Genomic DNA, 22,526 nt, shown 5'->3' on the forward strand with positions numbered 1-22,526 from the left:
GGGCTTTTCTTTGGATCGCTCATTTTTCGTTGACTCCCTTGAGGTTCCTGGCCAGCATGCGCACCAGGAAGAACGAGACGATATTGGCCAGTACCACCGCGAAGATGCCGCCGGCCGAGGCGATACCGATATCGAACTGCTGCAGGCCGATCGAATAGACCAGGAAGGTCAGGTTGGTGGTGGCCGTACCGGGGCCGCCTGCAGTGGTGGTGAAGATTTCAGCGAAGATCGACAGCAGGAAGATGGTCTCGATCATGATCACCACGGTGATGGCGCGCTTCAAGTGCGGCAGCACGATGTAGAAGAAGATGCGCACCGGTCCCGCGCCATCCAGTTGGGCGGCTTCCTTCTGGTCGGTATCGAGCGACTGCAAGGCCGTCAGCAGGATCAGGAAGGCAAACGGAATCCACTGCCAGGCCACGATGATGATGACCGACAGCATGGGAAATTCGGCCAGCCAGTCGATGGGTTCCAGCCCCAGATGGCGCATCACGTAAGCCAGGATGCCGTAGACCGGGTGCATGATCATGTTCTTCCAGATCAGCGCGGCCACCGTGGGCATCACGAAGAAGGGGCCGATGACCAGCAGGCGCGCAATGCCGCGTCCGCGGAAAGGCTGGTCGAACAGCACCGCCAGCAAGGTGCCGCCGATCACGCTGATGGCCAGCACCGAACCGATCAGCAGGGCGGTATTGCCAATGGAGGGCCAGAAGGCCGGGTCCTGCAACAGGAAGGCGTAATTCTCCAGGCCGACGAAACCGGTCTGGTCAGGTGCCAGGAGGTTGTAGCGATTGACCGAGAAATAGATGGTCATCGCCAGGGGCACGATCATCCAGGCCAGCAGGATCAGCACCGAGGGCATCTGCATCAGGCGGATGGGATTGAAGCGCTCCTTGCGCGGCGGACTGGTCTGCTGCCTGCGGGCAGCAGGCTGGGAAGAACTCTGCATCATCGGTGAGGTGGACGACACCTGGGTGGAGTGGATCGTGGACATGACGGCCTCGGCATTTCAATCCGGCTGCCTGCTCGCAAGCAGCGGGCAGCCGGGGAGAACGGCGCGGTGCCGGTCGGCATAGAGGCATGCCGCTCACACCGCGCGCGGGGCATGCAGCACGCTGCATGCCATCGGAAGGACCTGCGCGACGCCTTACTTGAGGTAGCGCCCCTGGCGCATCATCCGCACGGCCTGAGCCTGGGCTGCATCCAGTGCGGCGTCGGCACTGGTCTTGCCGGCCAGCGCACCGGCAATGGCCTGGCCGGTGACGGTTCCGATCGACTGGAACTCGGGGATGGTGGCGAACTGCACACCGGTATAGGGCACCGGCTTCAAGGTCGGCTTGTTGGCATCCGCCGTCTGGATCGCATCGAGCACGAAGTCGGAGAAGGGCGAGACCTTCTTGTACTCGGCCGAGGCATAGGTCGAGTTGCGCGTACCCGGCGGCACCAGGGCCCAACCGGAATCCTTGGCCACCAGGTTGATGTATTCCCTGGAGGTGGCCCAGGCGGCAAACTTCCTGGCCGCGTCCTGCGATTTGGAGGACTTCGGTACGGCCAGCGACCAGATCCACAACCAGTGCGAACCCTTGTCGGTCACCTGCATCGGCGCCGGCGCAAAGGCGGTCTTGTCGGAGACCTTGGAATCCTTGCCGTGATAGAGCATGCCGGCGGCCACCGTGGCATCGACCCACATGCCGCACTTGCCGCTGGAGAACAGCACCAGGTTTTCATTGAAACCATTGGAGCTGGCGCCCGGCGGACCGTACTTGCGCATCAGGTCGACATAGAAATTGACCGACTTCTTCCACTCCGGCGAAGACAGCTGCGGCTGCCACTTCTCATCGAACCAGCGACCACCCCAGGCATTGGCCATGGTGGTGATGATGGCCATGTTCTCACCCCAGCCGGCGCGGCCGCGCAGGCAGATGCCATAGACCCCCTTGGCCGGATCATGCAGTTGCGCGGCCAGCTTGGCGATCTCGTCCCAGGTCGGACGCTGCGGCATGGTCAGCTTCTTTTGCTCGAACAGATCCTTGCGGTAATAGGTCATCGAGCTTTCGGCGTAGAACGGCAGCGCGTAGAGCTTGCCATCGACCGTCAGTCCTTCGCGCACCGGCTTGATCAGGTCGGCTTCATCGTAGTCCGCCGGCAGGCCGGTCATCGGCGCCAGCCAGCCTTTCTTGGCCCAGATCGGCGCTTCATATGCACCGATGGTCATCAGGTCGAACTGACCGCTGTTGGTGGCGATGTCAGTGGTCAAACGCTGGCGCAGCACGCTCTCTTCCATCGTGACCCAGCGCAGCTTGATGTCGGGATGGGCCTTCTCGAAGGCCGGTGCCAGCTTCTGCAGCTCGATCATGTCGGGGTTGTTGATGGACGCGATGTTCAGCGTCACCGGCTCGGCCTGCGCCAGCCCGGCAGCAAACAGAGTCGAGATGGCCGCAGCGGCCAGGGTGAAGCGAACGCGGGTGAAGCCGGACGCACGAGGGCGCACGAGTTTGGACATGCTGGTCTCCGAATGTTATGGGCCCTCCTGCACGTTCTTCCTGGGTGGCAGCGGCCGGTCAGGCCCATGCACGCATGCAGGGAAAGGCGATTTTTGCGAACGAGTTTTGAGCAAATATTATTTTTATGGGCAAATATTCATCGATTCTCGAATTCATGTCAAGCATTTGCTTTTCGATTGAGCATTTGCCCAAGCTTCGCAATAATGGCGTGGTCAACTGGCCGTAAAATGGCGACCCAGCAGGGAATTCACCCCGATCAACATCACAGAGACAGTCCGCGCCCGCCTGCATGGTCATGGCGGGGCGGCTGGCGAGGAGAACATGTCTAGCAGCGCATCCAAACTGGACCTGGCGGCGCGCGCCGCGTGGATGTACTACGTGGCCGGCAACACCCAGAACGAAATTGCCGAGCGGCTCGGTATCTCGCGCCAGATGGCGCAGCGCATGGTGGCCTATGCGGCCGATGCCAACCTGGTGAGGGTGCAGATCACGCATCCGGTCTCCTCCTGCCTGGAGCTGGCGCAGGGCCTGCAAGAGCGCTACGGGCTGGAAGTCTGCCGGGTAGTGCCGGGGGCGGGCGGTGCGGACAATCCCAACGAATCGCAGGAAGTGCAGCAGATGCTGGCCGTGGCCGGGGCCGAGGTGATGGAGCAATATCTCAGTTCGCAGGCGCCGCTGGTGGTCAATGTCGGCTCGGGGCGCACGCTCAAGGCGGCCATCGAGCGCCTGTCGGAACTGGAGCGCCCGCAGCACCAGATCGTCTCGATGATTGGTGCTTTCGCCTCCGACGGTTCGGCCAACCGCTACGACGTGGCCCTGCAGGCCGCAGAAAAACTGGGCGCGCGCTTCTACCTGCTGCCCGCCCCGCGCGTGGCCGAAAGTGAACGCGACCGCCAGCAATGGTGCAACCACCGCGCCTACAAGATCGTGACCGGCCTGGCCGAGCGCGCCGATGTGACTTTCCTGGGCATCGGCACCATCGCCTTGCAGGGCGCGATGCACGAAGACGGTTTCATCGACGATGAAGAAGTGGCCGACCTGCAGCGCCAGGGCGCGGTAGGCGAGATGATCTGCCACGCCTTCGATAGAGACGGCGCCATGCTGAGCTCCTCGCTGGCCGCACGGGTGACCACACCGCCGCTGGCGCAGGCCCCGCAACGGCCCGTGATCGCGCTGTCCGGCGGCAGCAAGAAAGCCGACGCCGTGCGTGCGGCCTTGCGCGGCGGCTGGCTCACGGGTCTCGTCACCGACGAGACCTGCGCGCGCCACGCATTGCAGGATTGAGCCAGCTACGCATTGACTACCTTACACAACGACAAGCCCACGGAGACCAGCATGACCCAGAGCGCCGCATTCGTCGTCTTCGGCGAAGCCCTGACCGATTTCATCCGCCAGCCTGACGGCCAGTGGCGCGCCATTCCTGGCGGTGCCTGCTGGAACGTGGCGCGCGCCGCCGCCCGGCTGGGCGTGGCCACCGGCTATGCCGGCAGTGTCAGCACCGATGTCTTCGGGGCCGAGCTGTATGCCTTGACGCAAGCGGCCGGACTGGACATGCGCTTCACCCAGCAGCACGCCAAGGCCCCCTTGCTGGCCATGGTGACCTCGACCACGCCGCCTGATTACTTCTTCATCGGCGACGACAGCGCCGACCTGCATTTCGACCCGCAGCGCCTGCCGGCCGGATGGCTGGACGAGGCGCGCGTACTGCACTTCGGCTGCATCAGCCTGACCCGCGAACCATTGGCCTCGCGGCTGTTGCAGATCGCCCAGGAAGCGGCACTGCGCAACAAGAAGATCGCCTTCGATCCGAACTGGCGCAAGCTGATGGACAGCCCGTCGTATCGCATCCTGTTCCAGCAATTGCTGTCGCTGTCGCACTACGTGAAGGTTTCCGACGAAGACCTGGAGCGCCTCTTCCCCGGTGATACCAATGCGCTGGCCACCCTGCAATCCCTGGCCCCGCAGGCGGAGATTCTGTACACCCTGGGCGCCAGGGGCATGCAGTGGATCAAGGGCGAGCAGGTCATCGACCAGCCGGCCTATCGTGTCGAGGTAATCGATACCGTGGGCTGCGGTGACGCCTCCATGGGCGGCTGGATTGCCAGCCAGCTGCGCCAGCCGGAGGCCCCCGCCCAGGTCCATCTGCAATGTGCGGCGGCCGGCGCGGCCATTGCGGCCTCGAAGGCGGGCGCGTATGCCGCCACGTGGGACGAAGTACAAGCCATGATCGGCCGCGGCTGACCGATTATTTGCGTTCCCCCTGTACGGTTAGAATCCCTGCTTCTGAATTACTCCCCCTGACTTCCATGAATAAACCCCCTCTGCGCAGCGTCAGCATTGCCGATGCCAGCCAGGAAGCGCCCCTCTCGCAAGCCCAGAAGAAGTTCAATGACCTGATCAAGCAGATTGGCAAGCGGCGCGCTGGTCTGCAGGAATGGGAGAGTGCCACGGCGGACTTCCAGAAAAAGTATCTTGCTCAATTCCTGCCGCTGGACCGGGAGTTGCAGGAGCTCAATGGCAGGCTGGTCCGGCGTCTGCATGAAGCATGGCCGCAGAAGGGCTTGACCAAGGGTGAGCGGGGCATGCTCTCGGAACTGATTGCCGACATGGCGCATCGCCTGCTTGTGAAGAATGATGACCCGGAACTCAAGCTCATCTACAACCAGCACAGTGCGTCCGACTATGACCTGGAGGCCGAAGCGGATCTCAACGAGGTCAGGGAGGTAATCGAAGACATGCTGGACATTGATCTGGGTGACGACCTGGGCAGTGCAACGCCGGAAGAGATCATGCAGCGAATGGAAGCCCTGCTCGAGGAGCGGGAGCGGGAGCAGCTGGCAGCGGAGCAAGCACGCGAGGAGCGTCGCGCCAGCCGGAAGAAGTCGCCCCGCCAGCGCGCGGCGGAAGTCAAACGCGAGACTGAGCGTACCGAACTGAGCCAATCCATCCGCGCTGTCTACCGCAAGCTGGCCAGCGCCCTGCATCCTGACCGCGAACCTGACGCCACCGAGCGTGAACGCAAGACCTTGCTGATGCAGCAGGTCAACCAGGCATATGAAAAGAACGATCTGCTCAGACTGCTTGAGCTCCAGCTGGAACTGGAACATATCGACCAGGCTGCATTGAACGACATCAGTGCGGAACGATTGAAGCATTACAACCAGATTCTCAAGGAACAGCTGGCAGAGCTGGATCAGGAAATTTTCCACGTCGAGCAGCATTTCAGGCAAACCTATGGACTGCCGCCGTTAGCGCGCGTGTCACCCAAGAGCGTCGTGCGCGATCTGAACAAGGAAATGACCTGGATGCGCGAAGACGGCAAGGCGCTGCGGTCGATGTTGGTGGATTTCGAGGATGTCCAGCAGATCAAGGTCTGGCTGAAGCAACAGAGACTAAGGGGGATGGGGGAGTTTTGAGGGGGTGTTGGGGGAGCGGTGGGATTGCTTCTCCGGCCTAATGGCAACTCCGGTAGAGGCAAGCGATCTGGATGGGATTAATGAGCATGCGGCAAATACGCACATCGCGATGTTCTACAACCCGAAACGTCGCCATTCCTATGGCGGCAACGTTTCTCCGGTACTGTTCGAACAGCAGTATTTCAACAGGCTGGAAAGTGTTTAGTGCAGCCGGGGCGATTCAACCAGACCTGGTCGATGGACTTCATGCACGACCAGCTTGCAGATGGGCGAAGCATCCGCCTATTCAATGTGATCGACGACTTTAATCGAGAGGCACTGGGCATCGAAGTGGATCTCTCGCTGCCATCGGAGCGAGTGATTCGTAGCCTCAAGCAAATCATCGAATGGCGCGGTAAGCCCAGCGCCATTCGATGCGACAACGGCCCAGAGTACCTGAGCGCCGCAATTACACAGTGGGCGCAGCAGACGGGCATTGAGCTGCAGTACATCCAGCCGGGCCAGCCGCAGCAGAACGCCTATGTGGAACGGTTCAACAGGACTGTCCGCTATGAATGGCTATCTCAGTATCACTGGGATGATTTGGAACACGTTCAGCAATTCGCGAGCAACTGGATGTGGACCTATAACCATGAACGCCCTAACATGGCCTTGGGCGGATTTACCCCGAAACAGCGGCTGGCCATGGCTGCTTGACTTTTCTACTTCTAGCAAACGTTAGAAATGGGGGGATTACCATGCCAACGATCACTCCCGCCAACAATTCAAAAATCATGTAAAAACTTGAGCCCGCGTTCATTTCGAATCGCAACAACCTTCTCATACTGAAAAGATAAAATATAGTTAGCTGAACAGGATTGACTTAGCAATTTCAAAAACTGGTGCAGCTGCTCACTACAAAGATCGTAAGTGGCAATAACGTAATAAAAAACCATCCGCATCTTTACATCCCAAGTAATTTTTTCTACCCAATTTTCTGCCCTAAGTGCTGGATCAGAGAATTCCTCGGAAAAATAAAAGTACATGTTCGAGTCCGGAAAATTCCCGGTGAAGCCATTTTCCTTTTCGAAAATATTCGTTACTTTTAGCTGGCTAAGGACGCTGAGAATAACTTCTTTTTCGAGACGATAGTCGGCTTCCAGATCCATTGATATGGACATTATTTGACCTCCAAAAAATAAACCTTCCCACTCTTCATTATGAATAAGGACTTCATATTAGCGACCGGATTACGTTGAACGTACTGAGCAACGTCTGAGGCTGTTAGAGGAGAGTCTGCCAGGTTCACCACAATAGTCGGTGCTTGAGTATTCACCTTTTCAACAATCTTATCCCGTATAGACTTGGGATTTCCGGTAGTCGGTGCATAGACGTCTGCCACATCGCCATTGATTTTCAGATCAGGATTTGCTCCTGGGCGTCCTGTGTTAGGCAAGTTTTCGACTTGCAATCCGGATCTTGATAGCGTTTCTGCAGCCTCATTTTGTCTTTGAATCGAGCGTACCTGATCTACAGGCGCATTTTTCGGAGCAACCTCAAATTTACCGGTCAACGAACCCGACGTGCTTGGAAGCAGCTCCCTTTCTGCCAGATTAAACACATTGTCATCCACCAAACTGGCACCGCCACCAGGGCCCTTCATTGGAAGGGAGTTTTGCGGGGCTTCGAGTTTAACATCCGTTACCTTACTCACTTGATTAGTCAAAGCGGCCCCTGCCATGGCCCCGATGTTAATACTGTTATACAGCAGTGCCGCCATATTGGGACTAAGCCCAAAACTTTGCAGAACTTGCTCACCGTACGTCGAGGCAATATCGCCTGTCACCAACTGCTTGAACCCGGCATATCCATAGTCAAACGCAATACCTCCTGCTGTAACGCCTAATGCGCAAGCCGCGACAGTAACGCAACTCGACCCAACGATCAGACCACCACCCAACGTGGATGTAAGCCCCTGGACGGCGCCTACCGAGCGGTTTGAAACTTGGTAGCGTGTCAGCAGGTCCACGAGTCGATCTATCGATCCGTAGGTAAAGAGGCCTTCACTCTTAAGCTGAGACTGCTCCAGCATATAGTTCTGACCTCGATGTTCAGAGGCAGTCAGCGCTCCCTTCATCGGGTCATTGTCAGGAACACCCGCCGAGCAATGAGTCAATGCGCATGCCGCATCAATCAATCTTCTCTGCTCCTCTTGCGTTTTCCCTTTCAAGAGACGGTTAAATGTAGCTGGCTCAGCTTCATGCAACTGTCGATTATTTAGATCCACGTTATAGGCACTCGCCGCACCGGCACCTCCTCCAACAGCCGCACCAATCCCTGCCGCAGCTGCCAGCGACACTGCACTTTCCACTGCTGGTGGCAGTCCTAACTTTTTGACCTGCTCAGCAATATCAGGCATCAGCGCTGAACTCGCCGCGGCACCCAATGCCCCGGAAACACCACCAGCGAGCAATCCAATGGCCGCATGTGCGCCAGCACGATAGGCCCCACCTTCTTTCCACTGATCGGCATCAGCATTCAACTGATCGGCCTGCGTCTGGTCTCCGTTCTGCGCAGCTGTGCTGGCTGCTTGCCTCAACTCCTTCTCTTTCGCATCCGCATAGCTACCCACCATCTTGGCCGCCTGCTGCCCAAACGCCTGCGTAATCTTCGCCTGCGCCTCCACATCCTCACGTAGCTGATTACCATCCCAGTTCTTCGCCAGGCTATTGCTGCTGTCCTTGCCAGTGCGTACCGACGTATCCAACGAGGCCACCGCCTGATCCGGACTCTGACCTGTCTTCGCCTGCTGCGCCTGTGCGTCCTTGATCGTCACGGCACCACCAGAAACACCACTACGCGTCACGCTCGTCTCACTACCCGAGGCATTCCCAATGCCGATGCCGCCACCCGGCTTGCCTTGCGACGTGCCCGCACTCACGCTCTGACTCTGCGCCGAGTATTGACTACGATTCTGGAGATCACTGCTGGTCAGCGTTCCCGTAATCAGGCTGTTCTTGCCCTGCTCCACCGCCTGATCCGTACTGGCAATCTGTGCAGCCTTCAGATCCGTATTGCCCTTGACGTTGATCTGGAATCCACCATTGCCTGCCGTGATCCCGGCCTGTTGACCCACGCTCGCGTAATCCGCATCCACACGACTACGGCTCGCGCTGACACTGGCGCCCGATCCATAACCGATGGTCGCACTGCCACCGATACTCTGATCCCGGCTCTTGAAGCTGCTCGTGTCCTGTACGCTGGCGATGTTCAGGTCACGACCCACATTGGCCACGACCTTCTCACCCGAGACAATTGCTCCAACCAGATTCGCATCACGTCCCGAATCGATATTGACCTGCCCACCCGCACGCACCTGCGTCATCACGTTGGACACATCCTTGCCATCGCTATTGCCGCGACTACCCGCAGCATTGGCCGTAAAGCCCAACTTGCTCTGGCTACCAATCTGCGCAGTGATGCCCACTCCCCAGGACGAGGACGACCGGTTACTATGCTGTTCGTCCGAGTTCTGCGCAGCGATGAGATTGATATCGTTGTCCGCCCTCAATGCCAGATCGCCCTTGGCGTTGATATCGCTGCCCGCAATGGTGATGTTGCTGTTGGTGCCATCGCCTGTAGCACGGATGCTCATGTTGCCACCCGAAGCAAGGGCAGAACCCCGCTGCGTCACCGTATTCTGTTCCGTGCGGTTGCTGTTCTGGCTGCTGCCAATCGTAGCGCTGATGCCGATGTTGGCTGAACCCTCGGTAGCGCCCTTCTGCATCTCTCCCACGGCGCTGTAGACCGACATGCCTGCTGTCGCCGCAGCCAATGCCTTTACGCGACCATCCTTGGTCTTGCTCGCCGCTTCCGCCATCTGATCTACCGTCTGGATAGCCGAGATCACCGGGCTGGTCACCGCCACCGTCAGGCCACTTTGCTTGAACTTGTCTTCCGTGGTGCTCTTGCTGGCTTGCTCTGCCGCACGGATCTCGACCGACTTGGCCGCGATATCCACATCCCCCTTCGGCGCCAGCACATCGCTGCCGACTTGCGCATAGCGATTGCCCGCCACAACGCTGACGTTCCCATCCGTGCTACCCACGGTAGACGCAGAAGCCGTCTGGTCTTGTGTCTTTCCGTCATGGCTTTGCTCTCGGGTGCCTATGGTCACGCCGAAGCCTGATCCCATCACGCCGCTGGTTCTCTCCTGACGGAAATTGCTCTTGGTGCTGCTATCCACTGCGGCAACAATGTTGACGTCATTGCCAGCCACCATGCCGGTCCCCAATGTGGAGACCACATTGCTACCTTTGACGTTGATGTCATTGCCCGCCCGCACCGCCACCGTATTGCCCGAGAAGGTCGTCCCCTGATTGATGGCCTGGCTGCTGCTGTCATCCGTGGTAACCGTGCGCGAGGCCAGCATGCCGCCGCTGTCGCTCTTCTTGTGCTGGTCTCGCGCGCTGGCCGTGCTCACATCGGTGCCGATGTTGATGTTGTTGGCCGCCGTGGCCGACAACGAGCCTTCGGCATTGACGTAGGCTGCCTGCGCATTGATGTCACGGCCAGCCGTGACGCTGATCTCCTTGCCTTCTACCGCGCTGCCGATGGCGCTGTCACGGTTGACTTCGGCGCGGTTGTCCTTGTCCCAGCTGATTTTTTCTTGTGACGTCTCATGTACCGTGGACAGGTTCACGTCCCGCTGCGCAACCAGCGTTGCGTTGTCAGCCGAGGTACTGCTGGCCTTGAGATTGATGTCGCGCCCGGCCACTGCGGTCAGTGCGCCATTGCTCCCGGAGACCGACATCGATGCGTTCTGGCTGATGTTGGTGCCGCTGGTGACCGCATTGGCCGTGGCTACCGTGGTTGCAGCGCTGTTGATGTCACGGCCTGCCGTCGCCACCAGCGTAGTGCGCGCATCAATGGTGCCGCCGATATTGTTGACGTCCTGTGCAGCCGCCACCGTGACAGCACCCCCACTGATGCGCCCACCCAGGTTCTGCACATTGTTCCCCGCCAGTGACACGCTCTGCCGCCCGGCAATCGTGCCGCCGCTGTTGACGATATCCTGCGCCGTCTGGAAGGCCACGTCATTGCCCGCAATCAGCGTGCCCTGGCCAGTCACTTCCACATTGGAAGCGTGGATATACACCTGCGGCATCAGCACTTCCTGCGTGCTGCCATCGGTCAGGGTAACGGTCTGCTTGACCAGCCAGACGATGTCCGTTTTGAGTTCCGCAATCTGCGCATCCGTCAACGCCACGCCCACGGTGTAACGACTGGCCTGCGCCGCCTGCACACCCGCGTTCATCAACGCCTGGTATTGCGCTTCATTGCTGCTGTATCCGGACAGATATCGCTGACCAGTGATCTGCTGCACCTGACGCTGGATCAGTTGCTGTTCATAGAATCCATCGCCCAGTTGCCGCACGCTGTTGGTGATGCCCAGCTGGTTCAGCATGTAGTCCGACGACAACCAGCTGCGCGTACCCACAAACTGCGGATCGGTCTGCACCAGATAGCGCTGCACCGGCCCCGCGTTGATCTGGAAGAGCGCATTGTTGGGTAGCGTCAGGTCAAGGTTGGCGATGCGGATGCTGGCCGAACCTATCGAAGCCGGGTGGTTCGGGCCTGCTCCGTTGGTTGGTGTGATGTCGAGCGGGAAGTAGGTGACGATCTCCTGCGACACATAGGGCGCGTTGTCATAGCGGCGGTCGTCGGCACTGAAGGAGTGGCTCTTGACGTAGGTGTAGCTGGCCGAGCCCGTCGAGACCACGCGCTGCCGACCCAGCGGGCCGGTGTTGTTGATGGTGGTGCCGTTGACGCTGTCGCCGGCCACCGTGCCGCCCGCAATGAACTGGCTGGCGTAATTGTTGACGCTACCGGCCACCAGGTTCATGTTGCCGCCGGCGGTGATCATGCCCGGATCGCTGCGGGTGACGACGGTGCGGGTGATCTGCTCGGTGCCGTCGTAGATGGTCCACTCGCGGTAGGAGCGGCTGTTGACGTTGTTGTTGAAGGCGGTGATCTTGTCATTGAGCACCAGCAGCGCTGCGACGTACGCATCGTACTTGGGCTTCCACACGTCGTAGGCCGACTTCCACGCCTCATGGACGCCGGCCGGAAGCGGTACCTGCACACAGGACTCGTAGCACATCTCGCCAGGACGCGGCTCCGCACCAGGACCCGCGCCCGGATCCTCCGGCGGCGTTACCCCCATCACCGACCAGACGCGGTCGGTCGAGGTGTAATTGATGATGGCCGGATAGTAGACCGCGTCCGCATCTCCCATCGTCCCCTGACTGTAGGCAGGCACATAGGCAATGGCCACCGCATCGTCTCCGCGTGCGCCCCGCGAATAGTCAAACGGCGGGCCGTAGCGTTCTGCAGGATAGGCGGTCGAGGGCAGCAGCAGGCGATAGTTGTCTTCATCCCCCATGGCGCGCCAGTCGGCCGCGTTCAATATCTCGCCGGAACCGCGGTTGTAGAGCCAGGCCGAATTGGAATCCAGCAATTGCGACGATCCATTGAGCCGGAAATTGATGATGCGATTGCCCGGCCGGGTCTGGTCCGTCGTCTCCAGATGCGCATTGGTGTTGTTGAGGGTCCCGGCCGCTATCGTCAGGTTACCCTCCGCGTTGATGGTGGCGCTGCTGTTGTTGAGTTCGCGCGCGCTGCCGCTGGCCTTCTTGTCGGTATCCAGCGTCCCGCCGATGACCATGTCACCCACCGAATAAATCAGCGCGTGCTCGCTGTTGTTGATGACGCCCGCACCGATGTCGAGCCGCTTGCGCGCCGCAATCACCGGGGCGCTGGTCACGCCGTCGACGGTCTCGGCCTGGTTGTTCAATACATCGGCACCGACGGCGACGTTGTCGCCATAGATGCGCCCCGTGCCGAGGTTGTTGACGGTACTGCTCTCGATGACGGTGTTGACGCCATCGATCACGCCACGGTTGATGAAGGTGTGGATGTCCGTGGCCTTGAGCCACACGCTATTGCCCACCAGCGAGCCGCTGGCGCGATTGTCGATGGTGGCTGCCGTCAGCATGAGCGTGCCGCCCGCCCCGACGGCACCGGTATTGGCAAACCGGCCCGTCGTGCGCAGGTCGAGGTCGCCACTGGCCCCTATCTGGCCGGTATGAAGAATCGATCCCACCAGATCGATGCGCAGGTCCTTCTGGCTCAGGAACCTGCCGTCCCCCGTGAAGGAATAGGCCAACACGCTGGTCTGCTGTCCGGCGATGACGGTGCCCTTGTCGTTGTCGATGACCAGCGCACGGCCGCTCGGATTGGCATCGCTCAGGGTCGCGCTGCGGGTGGCGGAAATCAGGCCGCCCTGGTTGTCGATGTGGCTGTCGGCCACCAGCGTGATGGCATCGCCCCGCATGGCACCCTGACGGTTGCTGATCTCGGCGGCGGCGACGCTGACGGTGGCGCCTTCCATGCCCTGGTCTTTGGCCTGGGTGTCATCGTTGCGCAGCACTGCGGCCTGCACGTGGACGGTGGCGTCCGAACGGATCAGGCCGCCGCTGTTGTCGAGACTACCGACCTTGAGATCGACCGACTGCGCCGCCTTCACCTGTCCGCTGTTGCGCATGTCCGCCGACGCCTGCAGCGCCAGGTCGGTACTGCTGCCGATGCTGCTGCGGTTGTCGATGCTGGCCGCGCTCATCTGCACCTTGCCTTCACCACCGATGCTGCCAGTGTTTTGCAGCGCCCCCCTGGCCTGCACATTCAAGGCACCGGCACTGACGATGCTGCCGCGATTGTCCAGCGCGCTGGTGGCCAGGCGGGCCGCGCTCTGGCTGCCCAGCTCGCCGGTATTGCTGATGCCGTCGTTCGTCTGCACGGTCAGCAAACCCTTGGCGGTGAGGCTGCCGCTGTTTTCCAGGCGACCGTCGGCCGTCACCACGGCCTGCCCTACCGATGCGCCGATGGCGCCCGCATTGCGCACACCCACCCCATGTTCGGTGGCGCTCAGGTAGATGTGGCCCGCGTACATGCCGCCCAGTTGCGCCACATCGATGGCCACCGCCGGTGCGGCCTCGGTGGCGGCTACGCCAGGGACCACGCTGGTGTGATCCGCACTCACCGTGTTCAGGCCCGTACTGACCTTGAGTTCCGGGGCCCAGATGCCCGCGTTGACCTGCACTGCGCGCGCGATGATCTCGGCGTAGTCGGTGCGGCTGCCATCCATGCCATTGCCCTCGATGCGGACCGCACCACGCGCCACCCGATAACTCTCCAGCTGGCCGCTGACTATCTGCGGTACGCCCGTAGTGAGGGTGGCGCGGCTGGCATTGAGAAAACCGCAGCCCGCGCAGCTGATGCCGGCCGCATTGGCCACCACCACCTGGGCCCGCGCCCCCGCCACCTCCAGGTAACCGCGCAGGTAGCTGGGGTTGGCCGAGTTGACCTGGTTGACGATCACCCGCGCAGCTCCCGTGGCCAGCCACGGGTTGCCAGCCACATAGCCCCCCAGCTGCGTAGCCGTGGTGCTGCGGGCATTGTTGAGGATGGCGCCACGGGCGCCGACATCGAACTGCCGATAACTGTTGAGCGACACCCCGGCCGTACTGGGCGTCTGGATGTTGACCACCGGCACGCCATTGGGCGTGACCAGCACGGTGGGCTGCTGGTTGCGCGGGGCGTTGCGGTCGCCGAGGATCTGCGCATGGGCCACCGTGTTCATGGTCAGCGCCACCGATACGGCCAGCAGCGAGAAGCGCAGGACCGACGACAACAGGCCCGCCGTGGCCGTACCACCACACGCGCTGCCACCTTGCGGCCGCAGGCCGGAGGCGATTTCTGCAACGGCCATCCACTGGCCACGAGGCCGGTTGAAAACCAGCCGGTAACGCTGACGATTCAAGGAGCACCCCTGGAGCTGTTGTTGTTGTGACCGGTCAGCGCTTTGTTGTTTGTCGTTGCCGGTTGGAAACGCTTTGCTTGCCAGGGGCTGGATGTTAATTTAGGTTAACGAGGAAGGGTGATTTTTCATCACGCGGGAAGTTTTCCTGTCGGCAAAAACCAACACTTGTTTTTCTGGCATCTCAATTCCTTTTGAATCCTTGTCCGGTGCGGCTTTGCGGCGCAGGTCCCGCAGGAGCATGGAAATTCAGAAATGCGCCGAAAATGGAAAACGCCCCGTTGTCCTTTTCAAGACAACGGGGCGTTTTCCCCTTCAACACCACCTCAACAGCGACAGTGGACCTTCAGATTTTCTCCAGCTTGGCCACCGACAGATCCAGCAGCTTCATGCCGAACTTGCCGAAGTTGATCTGCGCCCGTGCCGCGCCACCACCACCCTCGATGTTGACGATGACGCCCTCGCCAAACTTGGCATGCGACACGTTCTGACCGATGCGCCAGCCGGAATCGGTCTGGCGCGAGAAGCTCTGGGCAATCTTGTTGTTGCCCGCCTCCGGCACTTCATCCCAGGCCGACTTGGGATTGGCGAACCAGTGATGCTGGGCGATCTTGGGCGAGAGCCACTTGATCGACTGCTCCGGCATTTCATCAAAGAAGCGTGAGCGCATGTTGTAGCGTGTCTGGCCGTGCAGCATACGGGTCTGCGAGAAGGTCATGAAGAGGCGCTTCCTCGCCCGCGTGATGGCCACGTACATCAGGCGGCGCTCTTCTTCCACGCCGCCCTCTTCCTTGGCACTGTTCTCGTGCGGGAACAATCCTTCTTCCATGCCGGTGATGAAGACCGCATCGAACTCCAGGCCCTTGGCCGAGTGCACCGTCATCAGCTGCAAGGCATCCTGGCCGGCCTGGGCCTGGTTGTCGCCCGCCTCCAGCGAAGCATGCGAGAGGAAGGCCGACAGCGGCGACATGATGGTCACCAGCGGGGCATCGGCATCGAGCACTTCCACACCATCCGCGGTGGTGATGGCCGTACCGGCCGTGGGTTGCGCCTGCGGGCCGAGGAAGGCCGGGGCGTCCAGGCCATAGCCTTCTTCCGAGACGAAGAGCGTAGCAGCACTGACCAATTGCTCCAGGTTCTCGATGCGGTCGGCGCCTTCCTTTTCGTTGCGGTAGTGGGTCATCAGGCCGGACAGGTCCAGCACCACCTTGACCATTTCGGGTAGCGGCAGATGCTGGGTCTCGAAGCGCGCACCTTCGATGAGCTTGATGAAGGCGTTCAACGATGAGCCCGCCTTGCCCGCCACATAAGGCACGGCGGCATAGAGCGAGCAGCCATACTGGCGCGCCGCATCCTGCAAGGACTCCATGGCCTTGGCACCGATGCCGCGCGTGGGAAAGTTGACCACGCGCAGGAAGGCCGAGTCATTGTGCAAGTTGTCCATCAGCTGCAGATAGGCAATCGCGTGCTTGATTTCGGCGCGCTCGAAGAAGCGCTGGCCGCCATAGACGCGATAGGGAATGGCCGAGCTGAAGAGCGCATGTTCCAGCACGCGCGACTGCGCATTGGAACGATAGAGGATGGCGATCCCGCTACGCGCCCAGCCTTCGGCGATCAGATCCTTGACCTGTTCGATGATCCACTGCGCTTCCTGCAGGTCGCTGGTGGCTTCATAGACGCGCACCTGCTCGCCGTGACCGGCATCGGTGCGCAGGTTCTTGCCCAGACGCTTGCTGTTGTTGGCGATGAGCTCGTTGGCGGTGTCGAGGATATGGCCGTGCGAGCGGTAGTTCTGCTCCAGCTTGATCAGGTTCTCCACATGGAATTCCTGTTCGAAGGCCGACATGTTGCCAACGTTCGCCCCACGGAAAGCGTAGATACTCTGATCATCGTCGCCCACCGCGAAGACCGCACCGTGCTGGCCGGCCATGAGTTTCAACCACTTGTATTGCAGGTCGTTGGTGTCCTGGAACTCGTCGACCAGGATGTGACGGAAGCGGCCCTGGTAGTGCTCGCGCAAGGGCTGGTTGCGCGAGAGCAATTCATAGGTGCGCAAGAGCAGCTCGGCAAAATCGACCACACCTTCGCGCTGACATTGCTGGTCGTAGAGCTCGTAGAGTTCGACGAACTTGCGGTTGTAGTCGTCGTAGGCATCCACATCCTTGGCGCGCAGGCCCTGGTCCTTGGCGCTGTTGATAAAGTACATCAGGTTGCGCGGCGGATACTTCTCGTCGTCCACGTTCATCTGCTTCAACAAACGCTTGATGGCCGAGAGCTGATCCTGCGTATCGAGGATCTGGAAGGTCTGCGGCAGTCCGGCATCCTTATGATGCGCGCGCAGCAGACGATTGCAGAGTCCATGGAATGTGCCGATCCACATGCCGCGCGTATTGATGGGCAGCATGCCCGACAGGCGCGCGGTCATTTCCTTGGCGGCCTTGTTGGTGAAGGTCACCGCCAAGATGCCCGAGGGCGAGACCTGCCCGGTCTGGATCAGCCAGGCGATGCGGGTGGTCAGCACCCGGGTCTTGCCGGAACCGGCACCGGCCAGGATCAGCGCCGATTGCGCGGGCAGCGTCACGGCGGCGAGCTGCTCTTCATTGAGGTTGTGGAGAAGATTTTGCATCCCGCGATTATAAAGGGCGCGTGCCATGACCGGGCGGGCAGGCGCAGCGCTATACTGCGGCCAGTTGATTTATCCACAGCCGTTTTCAACTCACCACGCTCCCGCTCATGCGCCGTCTGTCTTCCCGCCCCCTCTACGCCCTCCCCCTCTTGGCCGCCCTGCTGCTCACCGCCTGCGCCACGCCGCCGCCACCGGCCTCGCGCAGCGATGTCGAACAACTGCTGACACTGCAGAAGACCCGCCTGGATGTGGCCACGCCCGTGGCCCGCAGCAAGTGGAACTCGCACGCCCCCATCGACGACCCGGTACGCGAAGCGGTGATTCTCGACGACGTGGCCGCACGGGCGCAGAAACTGGGCCTGGATGCCGCCTGGGCGCGGCGCTTCTTCCAGGACCAGTTCGAGGCCGGCAAGATCGTGCAGCGCGACCTGCATCGCCAGTGGCGCGTGGAGCAACGCCCGCCCTTCACCAATCCGCCTGACCTGGCGCTGCAGGTGCGCCCGGTCCTGGATCGCCTCACGCCTGACCTGCTGGCGGCCCTGGCACGCCTGAACGGCCACTGGTGCGAACCGGCCGTGCAGCGCGATCTGGCCGAGCTGGAACCGGAAATCCTCGGCGCCGACTATGCGCCGGCCGTGCGCGCGCGGGCCACCGAAGCGCTGCGCTGCCAGCATTGACATGCGCCCGGGCGGCAACATGCCGTCGCACAAAAACGACTAAGTTGCTGAATTGACAGGCAAAAATCTTTTGCTGTCCTGCAGCATTTTTAGGGCGGGAGTAGAATTCGGGTTGCTGTTCACGCGCACACCGGCGCGCGCGGCCTTCTCTTCCGGCTTGTTGTTCCGGATTCACGTTCCGATTTTCCCGCCATGTCCGACGATTCCTGTAGTCCCAGTTCCACCGGCACGTCCTTGCCTGCCGCCGCGCCGCGTCCGCTGACGCCGGCCAGGGTCACCCGGCAGATCATTGCCACCGCCTTCTTCACCTTCCTGGTTTATCTGGCCATCGGTATCCCGATGGCGGTGCTGCCGGGTTACATCCACCTCGACCTGGGCTACAGCTCGGTGATCGCGGGCCTGGGCATCAGCGTGCAGTATTTCGCGACCTTCGTCAGCCGCGCCAATGCCGGCCGCATGATCGATACCATGGGCGCCAAGCACACCGTCATGCGCGGCATGCTGCTGTGCTCGGCCAGCGGCGGCTTGCTGCTGCTGTCGGCCCTGGCGCAGCCGCTGCCCTTCCTGTCGCTGGTACTGCTGTTTGCCAGCCGCGCTTTCCTGGGCCTGGGCGAGAGTCTGGTCGGCACCGGCGCCATCATGTGGGGCGTGGGGCGCGTGGGTGCGGAGAACACCGCCAAGATGATCTCCTGGAACGGCATTGCCACCTATGCCGCGCTGGCCATCGGCGCCCCGCTGGGCGTGGTGCTGGATCGCTCGCTGGGCTTTGCCGTGATCGGCCTGACGGGCATGCTGCTCACCGTGCTGGGCTATCTGCTGGCGCGCGGTGGTCCGGTCACGCCGGTGGTCCCGGGTGAACAGCTGTCCTTCAAACTGGTGCTGCGCAAGGTGTTTGCGTATGGCATGGGCCTGGCCTTCGGCACCATCGGCTTCGGTTCGATCGCCACCTTCATCACCCTCTATTACGCCGACCAGCACTGGAGCGGGGCGGCCTTTGCGCTGACCGCCTTCTCCTCCGCCTTCGTCGGTGCGCGCCTGCTGTTTGCCAATGTCATTACGCGCTTTGGCGGATATCGCGTAGCCGTGGTGTGCTTCCTGACCGAGTCCGTCGGACTGTTGCTGCTGTGGAGCGCCACCACGCCGGCACTGGCGCTGCTGGGCGCGGGCCTGGCCGGCTTCGGCTTTGCGCTGGTGTTCCCGTCGCTGGGGGTGGAAGCGGTCAGCCTGGTGTCGCCGGCCAATCGTGGCGCGGCACTGGCGGCATATTCGGTATTCCTCGATCTGGCATTGGGCGTGACCGGCCCGCTGGCCGGGGCCATCGCAGGACAGCTGGGGTATGCGCAGGTGTTCCTGTTTGCCGCCATCGCGGCCATTGGTGGCGTGGCCTTGTCGCTGTCCTTGTATCGCAGTGCGCAGCAGGGCGCGAAGACTTGATCTGATTGCGATTGCAGGCAGTGCACCTCGGGCTGATAGGTTTTGATCTATCGGCCCGATTGATTTATAGGCGTGCATTTATCTCTAAAATCGATTGAAATAGGGAACGTCGGCCCCACTGTCTCATCAATAGTTGCGTGGTCGCAGTTTGTCCGTCTGCGATTTGCAATAGAATCGCGGAGTGCGCAGTGTTATGTACCCGCTTACGAAAAACCGAACAGCTAAGGAGCGAATGATGGCAAAGAAGAATGTGGCAGCCCCCTCGATCAACATCGGCATCAACGACAAGGACCGCAAGAAGATTGCTGACGGCCTGTCCAAGCTGCTGGCAGACACCTACACGCTGTACCTGAAGACCCACAACTTCCACTGGAACGTGACCGGTCCGATGTTCAACACCCTGCACCTGATGTTCGAAGGCCAGTACAACGAACTGGCACTGGCAGTGGACCTGATTGCTGAACGCATCCGCGCGCTGGGTTATCCGGCACCGGGTTCGTACAAGGAATTCGCCAAGCTGTCTTCGATCCCCGAAGCCGAAGGCGTGCCCAATGCGCAAGAGATGATCGCCCAGCTGGTGGCCGGCCAGGAAGCCGTGACCCGCACCGCGCGTTCGATCTTCCCGACCGTCGATGCGGCCGCTGACGAACCGACCGCCGACCTGCTGACCCAGCGCATGCAGCTGCATGAAAAGAATGCGTGGATGCTGCGCAGCCTGCTGGAAGGCTGACGCCAGAGTTGGTTCTTTTGCGAGGCATGTAAAGCGCTCGCACGCTGTATCCTGCAGCCCCGGTCGTTCACTCGGCCGGGGCTGTTTTTTTATCGAGCGATAGCCTCGGCAGGCCCGGTGTCAGTCTGTCGCGTCTTCAGCGCTTCATTGCCGAAGTCATCATCCGGGAGTTGAGAATTTCCGCAAGGAAATATTAGAATGCGGGCCAGTGTTGCATCAGGGAGGGATACTTGATGAGCACAGGATCTTCGCATGCCCAAAGCGCCCCCGGGTCTGGAAAAGCTGCTTCCGGACACTCTCTACGCCCGCATTCTGCGGCGGGTTTCCCCGTTTCACCTCGTCTCCCAACATGAACCGCTAGACAACCGGCTTGACGCCAGCGAGCGCTGTTCACGCGACTTTGCTCTTGCGCGCTCGGCCGATCACACCTGGCTTGGGCTAAGCGAGTTGCGCTGCGCCCCGGTCGACATGACGCGGGATGCGGTGTCATGACGACCAAGGGCGTCATCCTCGAACAGGCTGACAGGTCGTTCACGCACATCGAGCCGCACGGTGGCGGAGCCAACGCAGCCATCAAGGCAGAGACTGCGGCTGAGAAAACGTTTTGGCAGAAGTCCAGTCCCTGGGTGCACGGTGTGCTGGGCGTGGCCAGTTTCGTTCCTGGGTTGTCGGTCATCACGGGTGCGATCGACGCGGCGATCTATACCGCCGAGGGCGATTACGTTGAAGCGGGAATTGCTGCGGCGAGCATGATCCCGGGTGGCAAGGTAGTCACGACGGCAGGCAAGGTTGCCAAGCGAGCGGTCGGCATGGCAAAGGGTGCAGGAACGGCATCCCGGGTCGGCAAGGGCGCGCATGAGGCAGAAGAACTTGCCAAAGCGGCCAAGTCGGCAAAGGAGGCGGAGGAAGCCGCCAGGGTTGCCCGCGAAGCTAAAGTCGCCAGAGAAGCTGCGCCTGGACCCCAAAAGCCCAAAGACCCGAAGAAGGATGTCACCGTCAAGGCCCGGCCGTTTAAAGTGCCTTGCTTCCATCCCTATGACAAGAAACAATTCATGCGGATGAGCAAGGAGGAACAGAAGGCATTTCTGAAAGAAATGGCGGAGCAGCTCAGACGTCAAGAGGAGGCCATCAATAGTCTGACAGCGAGCGAATATGCGATGGCGAGAGATGCGTTTAAGAGGATGAATCGCAATCCGGCGGCCAACGCCGCGCAGGACAGGCATCGGAAACAGGTCCTTGATCAAATTTCGAATAGTATTGGCGACAGCCTGCATAACCAAGGCATGAGTGATGCAAAGGCAGAAAAACAGGCCGCAATTCGTGCAAAAGAACTGATGGGAAAATTAGCTGCACTGCATGAGCCAGACATGGTCGCGGGAGGTTGGATGCAGCACAAGACGTCGCGTATTGGCCGCGCTGACGTGAACAAGTCAATTGGAGCAAGCTGGAACCAGGCTTACACGCCACCCGGAAGCCAGAATTCGGGGCAGAAACCGCTGACCAGGGTGCAGGAGATGGATCGCGAAGCCAAGCATGCCATCGATAACGGTCGAGGAAATCAGAAAATGAATGTCAAACTGGAGCCTTGCCGTGGCAGGGGAATGAGATGAGAGACGAAGGATTCGAATATTTTATTAGCAAATTTGGCGAGGCCACCCAGCGTTCCCCAGTGCCCACCGCAAGCCTTGAGAAATGGCGCGACAAGCTGCCAGATAAGTTACTGAAATACTGGGAGCAAGAAGGATGGTGCGAATATGCGAATGGCCTCTTTTGCACAGTTGACCCTGATGACTATGAAGACCTAGTTGATGAGTGGCTAGCCGACACAGGCCTGGATGAAATTGACGCGTTCCATGTAATTGCAAGATCGGCATTTGGCACTCTCTATGTATGCGGCGAGAAGACCGGGTGCAGCGCCACGATTCATTGCGCGCTCAATTTGGTCACCGCTCTACAAAATGAATTGAAAGCAAAAACTAAGGAACGCCAGGATTCTTCCGTCCGTTCGTTCTTCGCATTCAGCAAGCCAGCCAAGTTTGACATGGAAGACGAGAACGGAGAGCTGCTCTTTGAACGCGCCAGATCCAAGCTAGGCCCGCTTGCACCGCATGAAATATATGGGTTCGAGCCCGCTATCGTATTAGGAGGAAAAATTCTCCTCGAAAATGTAGTCAAGGTGAATGCCAATGTGCACCTGACGATTCTCCGCCAGTTCGCCGAGCCGGAATTGCCACTCTCCGGGATCGATATCGAACAGTTGCTCGACTCTTGAAACGTACCGC

14 protein-coding genes and 1 pseudogene are annotated in these 22,526 nt (G+C 60.5%); 9 read left to right on the forward strand and 6 right to left on the reverse strand.

The annotated features are described in order from the left end of the window. Positions 1-19 precede the first annotated feature (19 nt). Together ACODSZ_RS17905 and ACODSZ_RS17910 are read right to left on the reverse strand one after the other, a co-directional pair. Positions 20-994, reverse strand: a complete 975-nt coding sequence (locus ACODSZ_RS17905; RefSeq protein WP_175342861.1) for a carbohydrate ABC transporter permease — start codon at positions 992-994, stop codon at positions 20-22. 153 nt (positions 995-1,147) lie between these two features. Then, positions 1,148-2,503, reverse strand: a complete 1,356-nt coding sequence (locus ACODSZ_RS17910; protein WP_008334797.1) for an ABC transporter substrate-binding protein — start codon at positions 2,501-2,503, stop codon at positions 1,148-1,150. 322 nt (positions 2,504-2,825) lie between these two features. On the opposite strand from ACODSZ_RS17910, the gene ACODSZ_RS17915 reads away from it, so the two are divergent. From ACODSZ_RS17915 to ACODSZ_RS17930, 4 genes and pseudogenes are all read left to right on the forward strand, one after another. After that, complete coding sequence (locus ACODSZ_RS17915; protein WP_008334792.1) at positions 2,826-3,788, forward strand: sugar-binding transcriptional regulator; 963 nt, start codon at positions 2,826-2,828, stop codon at positions 3,786-3,788. A gap of 51 nt (positions 3,789-3,839) precedes the next feature. Next, positions 3,840-4,745: a carbohydrate kinase family protein gene (locus tag ACODSZ_RS17920; protein WP_488928183.1), complete on the forward strand. Its 906-nt coding sequence runs from the start codon at positions 3,840-3,842 to the stop codon at positions 4,743-4,745. 65 nt (positions 4,746-4,810) lie between these two features. Continuing rightward, a complete protein-coding gene (locus ACODSZ_RS17925) occupies positions 4,811-5,920 on the forward strand; it encodes a J domain-containing protein (RefSeq protein WP_488928184.1) in 1,110 nt (369 codons plus the stop codon). Positions 5,921-6,136: 216 nt separating this feature from the next. Beyond that, a pseudogene (locus tag ACODSZ_RS17930) lies at positions 6,137-6,616 on the forward strand (IS3 family transposase); the annotation flags it as partial. A gap of 68 nt (positions 6,617-6,684) precedes the next feature. On the opposite strand, the gene ACODSZ_RS17935 reads toward ACODSZ_RS17930, so the two are convergent. The 4 genes from ACODSZ_RS17935 to ACODSZ_RS17950 form a co-directional block, all read right to left on the reverse strand. Beyond that, the gene (locus ACODSZ_RS17935; RefSeq protein ID WP_488928185.1) at positions 6,685-7,068 is read right to left on the reverse strand and encodes a hypothetical protein; all 384 of its coding nucleotides are present in this window, start codon (positions 7,066-7,068) and stop codon (positions 6,685-6,687) included. Positions 7,069-7,079: 11 nt separating this feature from the next. Next, positions 7,080-14,780, reverse strand: coding sequence for a two-partner secretion domain-containing protein (locus tag ACODSZ_RS17940; RefSeq protein WP_488928186.1), 7,701 nt, complete (start codon positions 14,778-14,780; stop codon positions 7,080-7,082). Between the two features lie 99 nt (positions 14,781-14,879). Next, positions 14,880-15,020 (reverse strand): hypothetical protein, encoded by a 141-nt coding sequence (locus tag ACODSZ_RS17945; protein WP_488928187.1) that lies wholly within the window; start codon positions 15,018-15,020, stop codon positions 14,880-14,882. Between the two features lie 103 nt (positions 15,021-15,123). Then, positions 15,124-17,403, reverse strand: a complete 2,280-nt coding sequence (locus ACODSZ_RS17950; RefSeq protein ID WP_488928188.1) for a UvrD-helicase domain-containing protein — start codon at positions 17,401-17,403, stop codon at positions 15,124-15,126. 107 nt (positions 17,404-17,510) lie between these two features. On the opposite strand from ACODSZ_RS17950, the gene aroQ reads away from it, so the two are divergent. From aroQ to ACODSZ_RS17975, 5 genes are all read left to right on the forward strand, one after another. Continuing rightward, positions 17,511-18,080, forward strand: coding sequence for a gamma subclass chorismate mutase AroQ (aroQ, locus tag ACODSZ_RS17955; RefSeq protein ID WP_175342865.1), 570 nt, complete (start codon positions 17,511-17,513; stop codon positions 18,078-18,080). Positions 18,081-18,272: 192 nt separating this feature from the next. Next, positions 18,273-19,514 (forward strand): MFS transporter, encoded by a 1,242-nt coding sequence (locus ACODSZ_RS17960; RefSeq protein WP_488928189.1) that lies wholly within the window; start codon positions 18,273-18,275, stop codon positions 19,512-19,514. A 235-nt stretch (positions 19,515-19,749) separates the two neighbouring features. Beyond that, positions 19,750-20,244, forward strand: a complete 495-nt coding sequence (locus ACODSZ_RS17965; RefSeq protein ID WP_008334773.1) for a Dps family protein — start codon at positions 19,750-19,752, stop codon at positions 20,242-20,244. Positions 20,245-20,732: 488 nt separating this feature from the next. Continuing rightward, positions 20,733-21,854 (forward strand): polymorphic toxin type 15 domain-containing protein, encoded by a 1,122-nt coding sequence (locus ACODSZ_RS17970; protein WP_488928190.1) that lies wholly within the window; start codon positions 20,733-20,735, stop codon positions 21,852-21,854. Continuing rightward, positions 21,851-22,516, forward strand: coding sequence for a GAD-like domain-containing protein (locus tag ACODSZ_RS17975; protein ID WP_488928191.1), 666 nt, complete (start codon positions 21,851-21,853; stop codon positions 22,514-22,516). Before ACODSZ_RS17970 ends, ACODSZ_RS17975 begins: the two co-directional genes overlap by 4 nt. Positions 22,517-22,526 lie beyond the last annotated feature (10 nt).

The sequence above is a fragment of the Herbaspirillum sp. FG34 genome, assembly GCF_057809315.1.

Coding starts and splice junctions, on each gene's coding strand:
- ACODSZ_RS17905 (WP_175342861.1), bottom strand. CDS start 994: ATGTCCACGATCCACTCCACCCAGGTGTCGTCCACCTCACCGATGATG.
- ACODSZ_RS17910 (WP_008334797.1), bottom strand. CDS start 2,503: ATGTCCAAACTCGTGCGCCCTCGTGCGTCCGGCTTCACCCGCGTTCGC.
- ACODSZ_RS17915 (WP_008334792.1), top strand. CDS start 2,826: ATGTCTAGCAGCGCATCCAAACTGGACCTGGCGGCGCGCGCCGCGTGG.
- ACODSZ_RS17920 (WP_488928183.1), top strand. CDS start 3,840: ATGACCCAGAGCGCCGCATTCGTCGTCTTCGGCGAAGCCCTGACCGAT.
- ACODSZ_RS17925 (WP_488928184.1), top strand. CDS start 4,811: ATGAATAAACCCCCTCTGCGCAGCGTCAGCATTGCCGATGCCAGCCAG.
- ACODSZ_RS17935 (WP_488928185.1), bottom strand. CDS start 7,068: ATGGATCTGGAAGCCGACTATCGTCTCGAAAAAGAAGTTATTCTCAGC.
- ACODSZ_RS17945 (WP_488928187.1), bottom strand. CDS start 15,020: ATGCTCCTGCGGGACCTGCGCCGCAAAGCCGCACCGGACAAGGATTCA.
- ACODSZ_RS17950 (WP_488928188.1), bottom strand. CDS start 17,403: ATGCAAAATCTTCTCCACAACCTCAATGAAGAGCAGCTCGCCGCCGTG.
- aroQ (WP_175342865.1), top strand. CDS start 17,511: ATGCGCCGTCTGTCTTCCCGCCCCCTCTACGCCCTCCCCCTCTTGGCC.
- ACODSZ_RS17960 (WP_488928189.1), top strand. CDS start 18,273: ATGTCCGACGATTCCTGTAGTCCCAGTTCCACCGGCACGTCCTTGCCT.
- ACODSZ_RS17965 (WP_008334773.1), top strand. CDS start 19,750: ATGGCAAAGAAGAATGTGGCAGCCCCCTCGATCAACATCGGCATCAAC.
- ACODSZ_RS17970 (WP_488928190.1), top strand. CDS start 20,733: ATGACGACCAAGGGCGTCATCCTCGAACAGGCTGACAGGTCGTTCACG.
- ACODSZ_RS17975 (WP_488928191.1), top strand. CDS start 21,851: ATGAGAGACGAAGGATTCGAATATTTTATTAGCAAATTTGGCGAGGCC.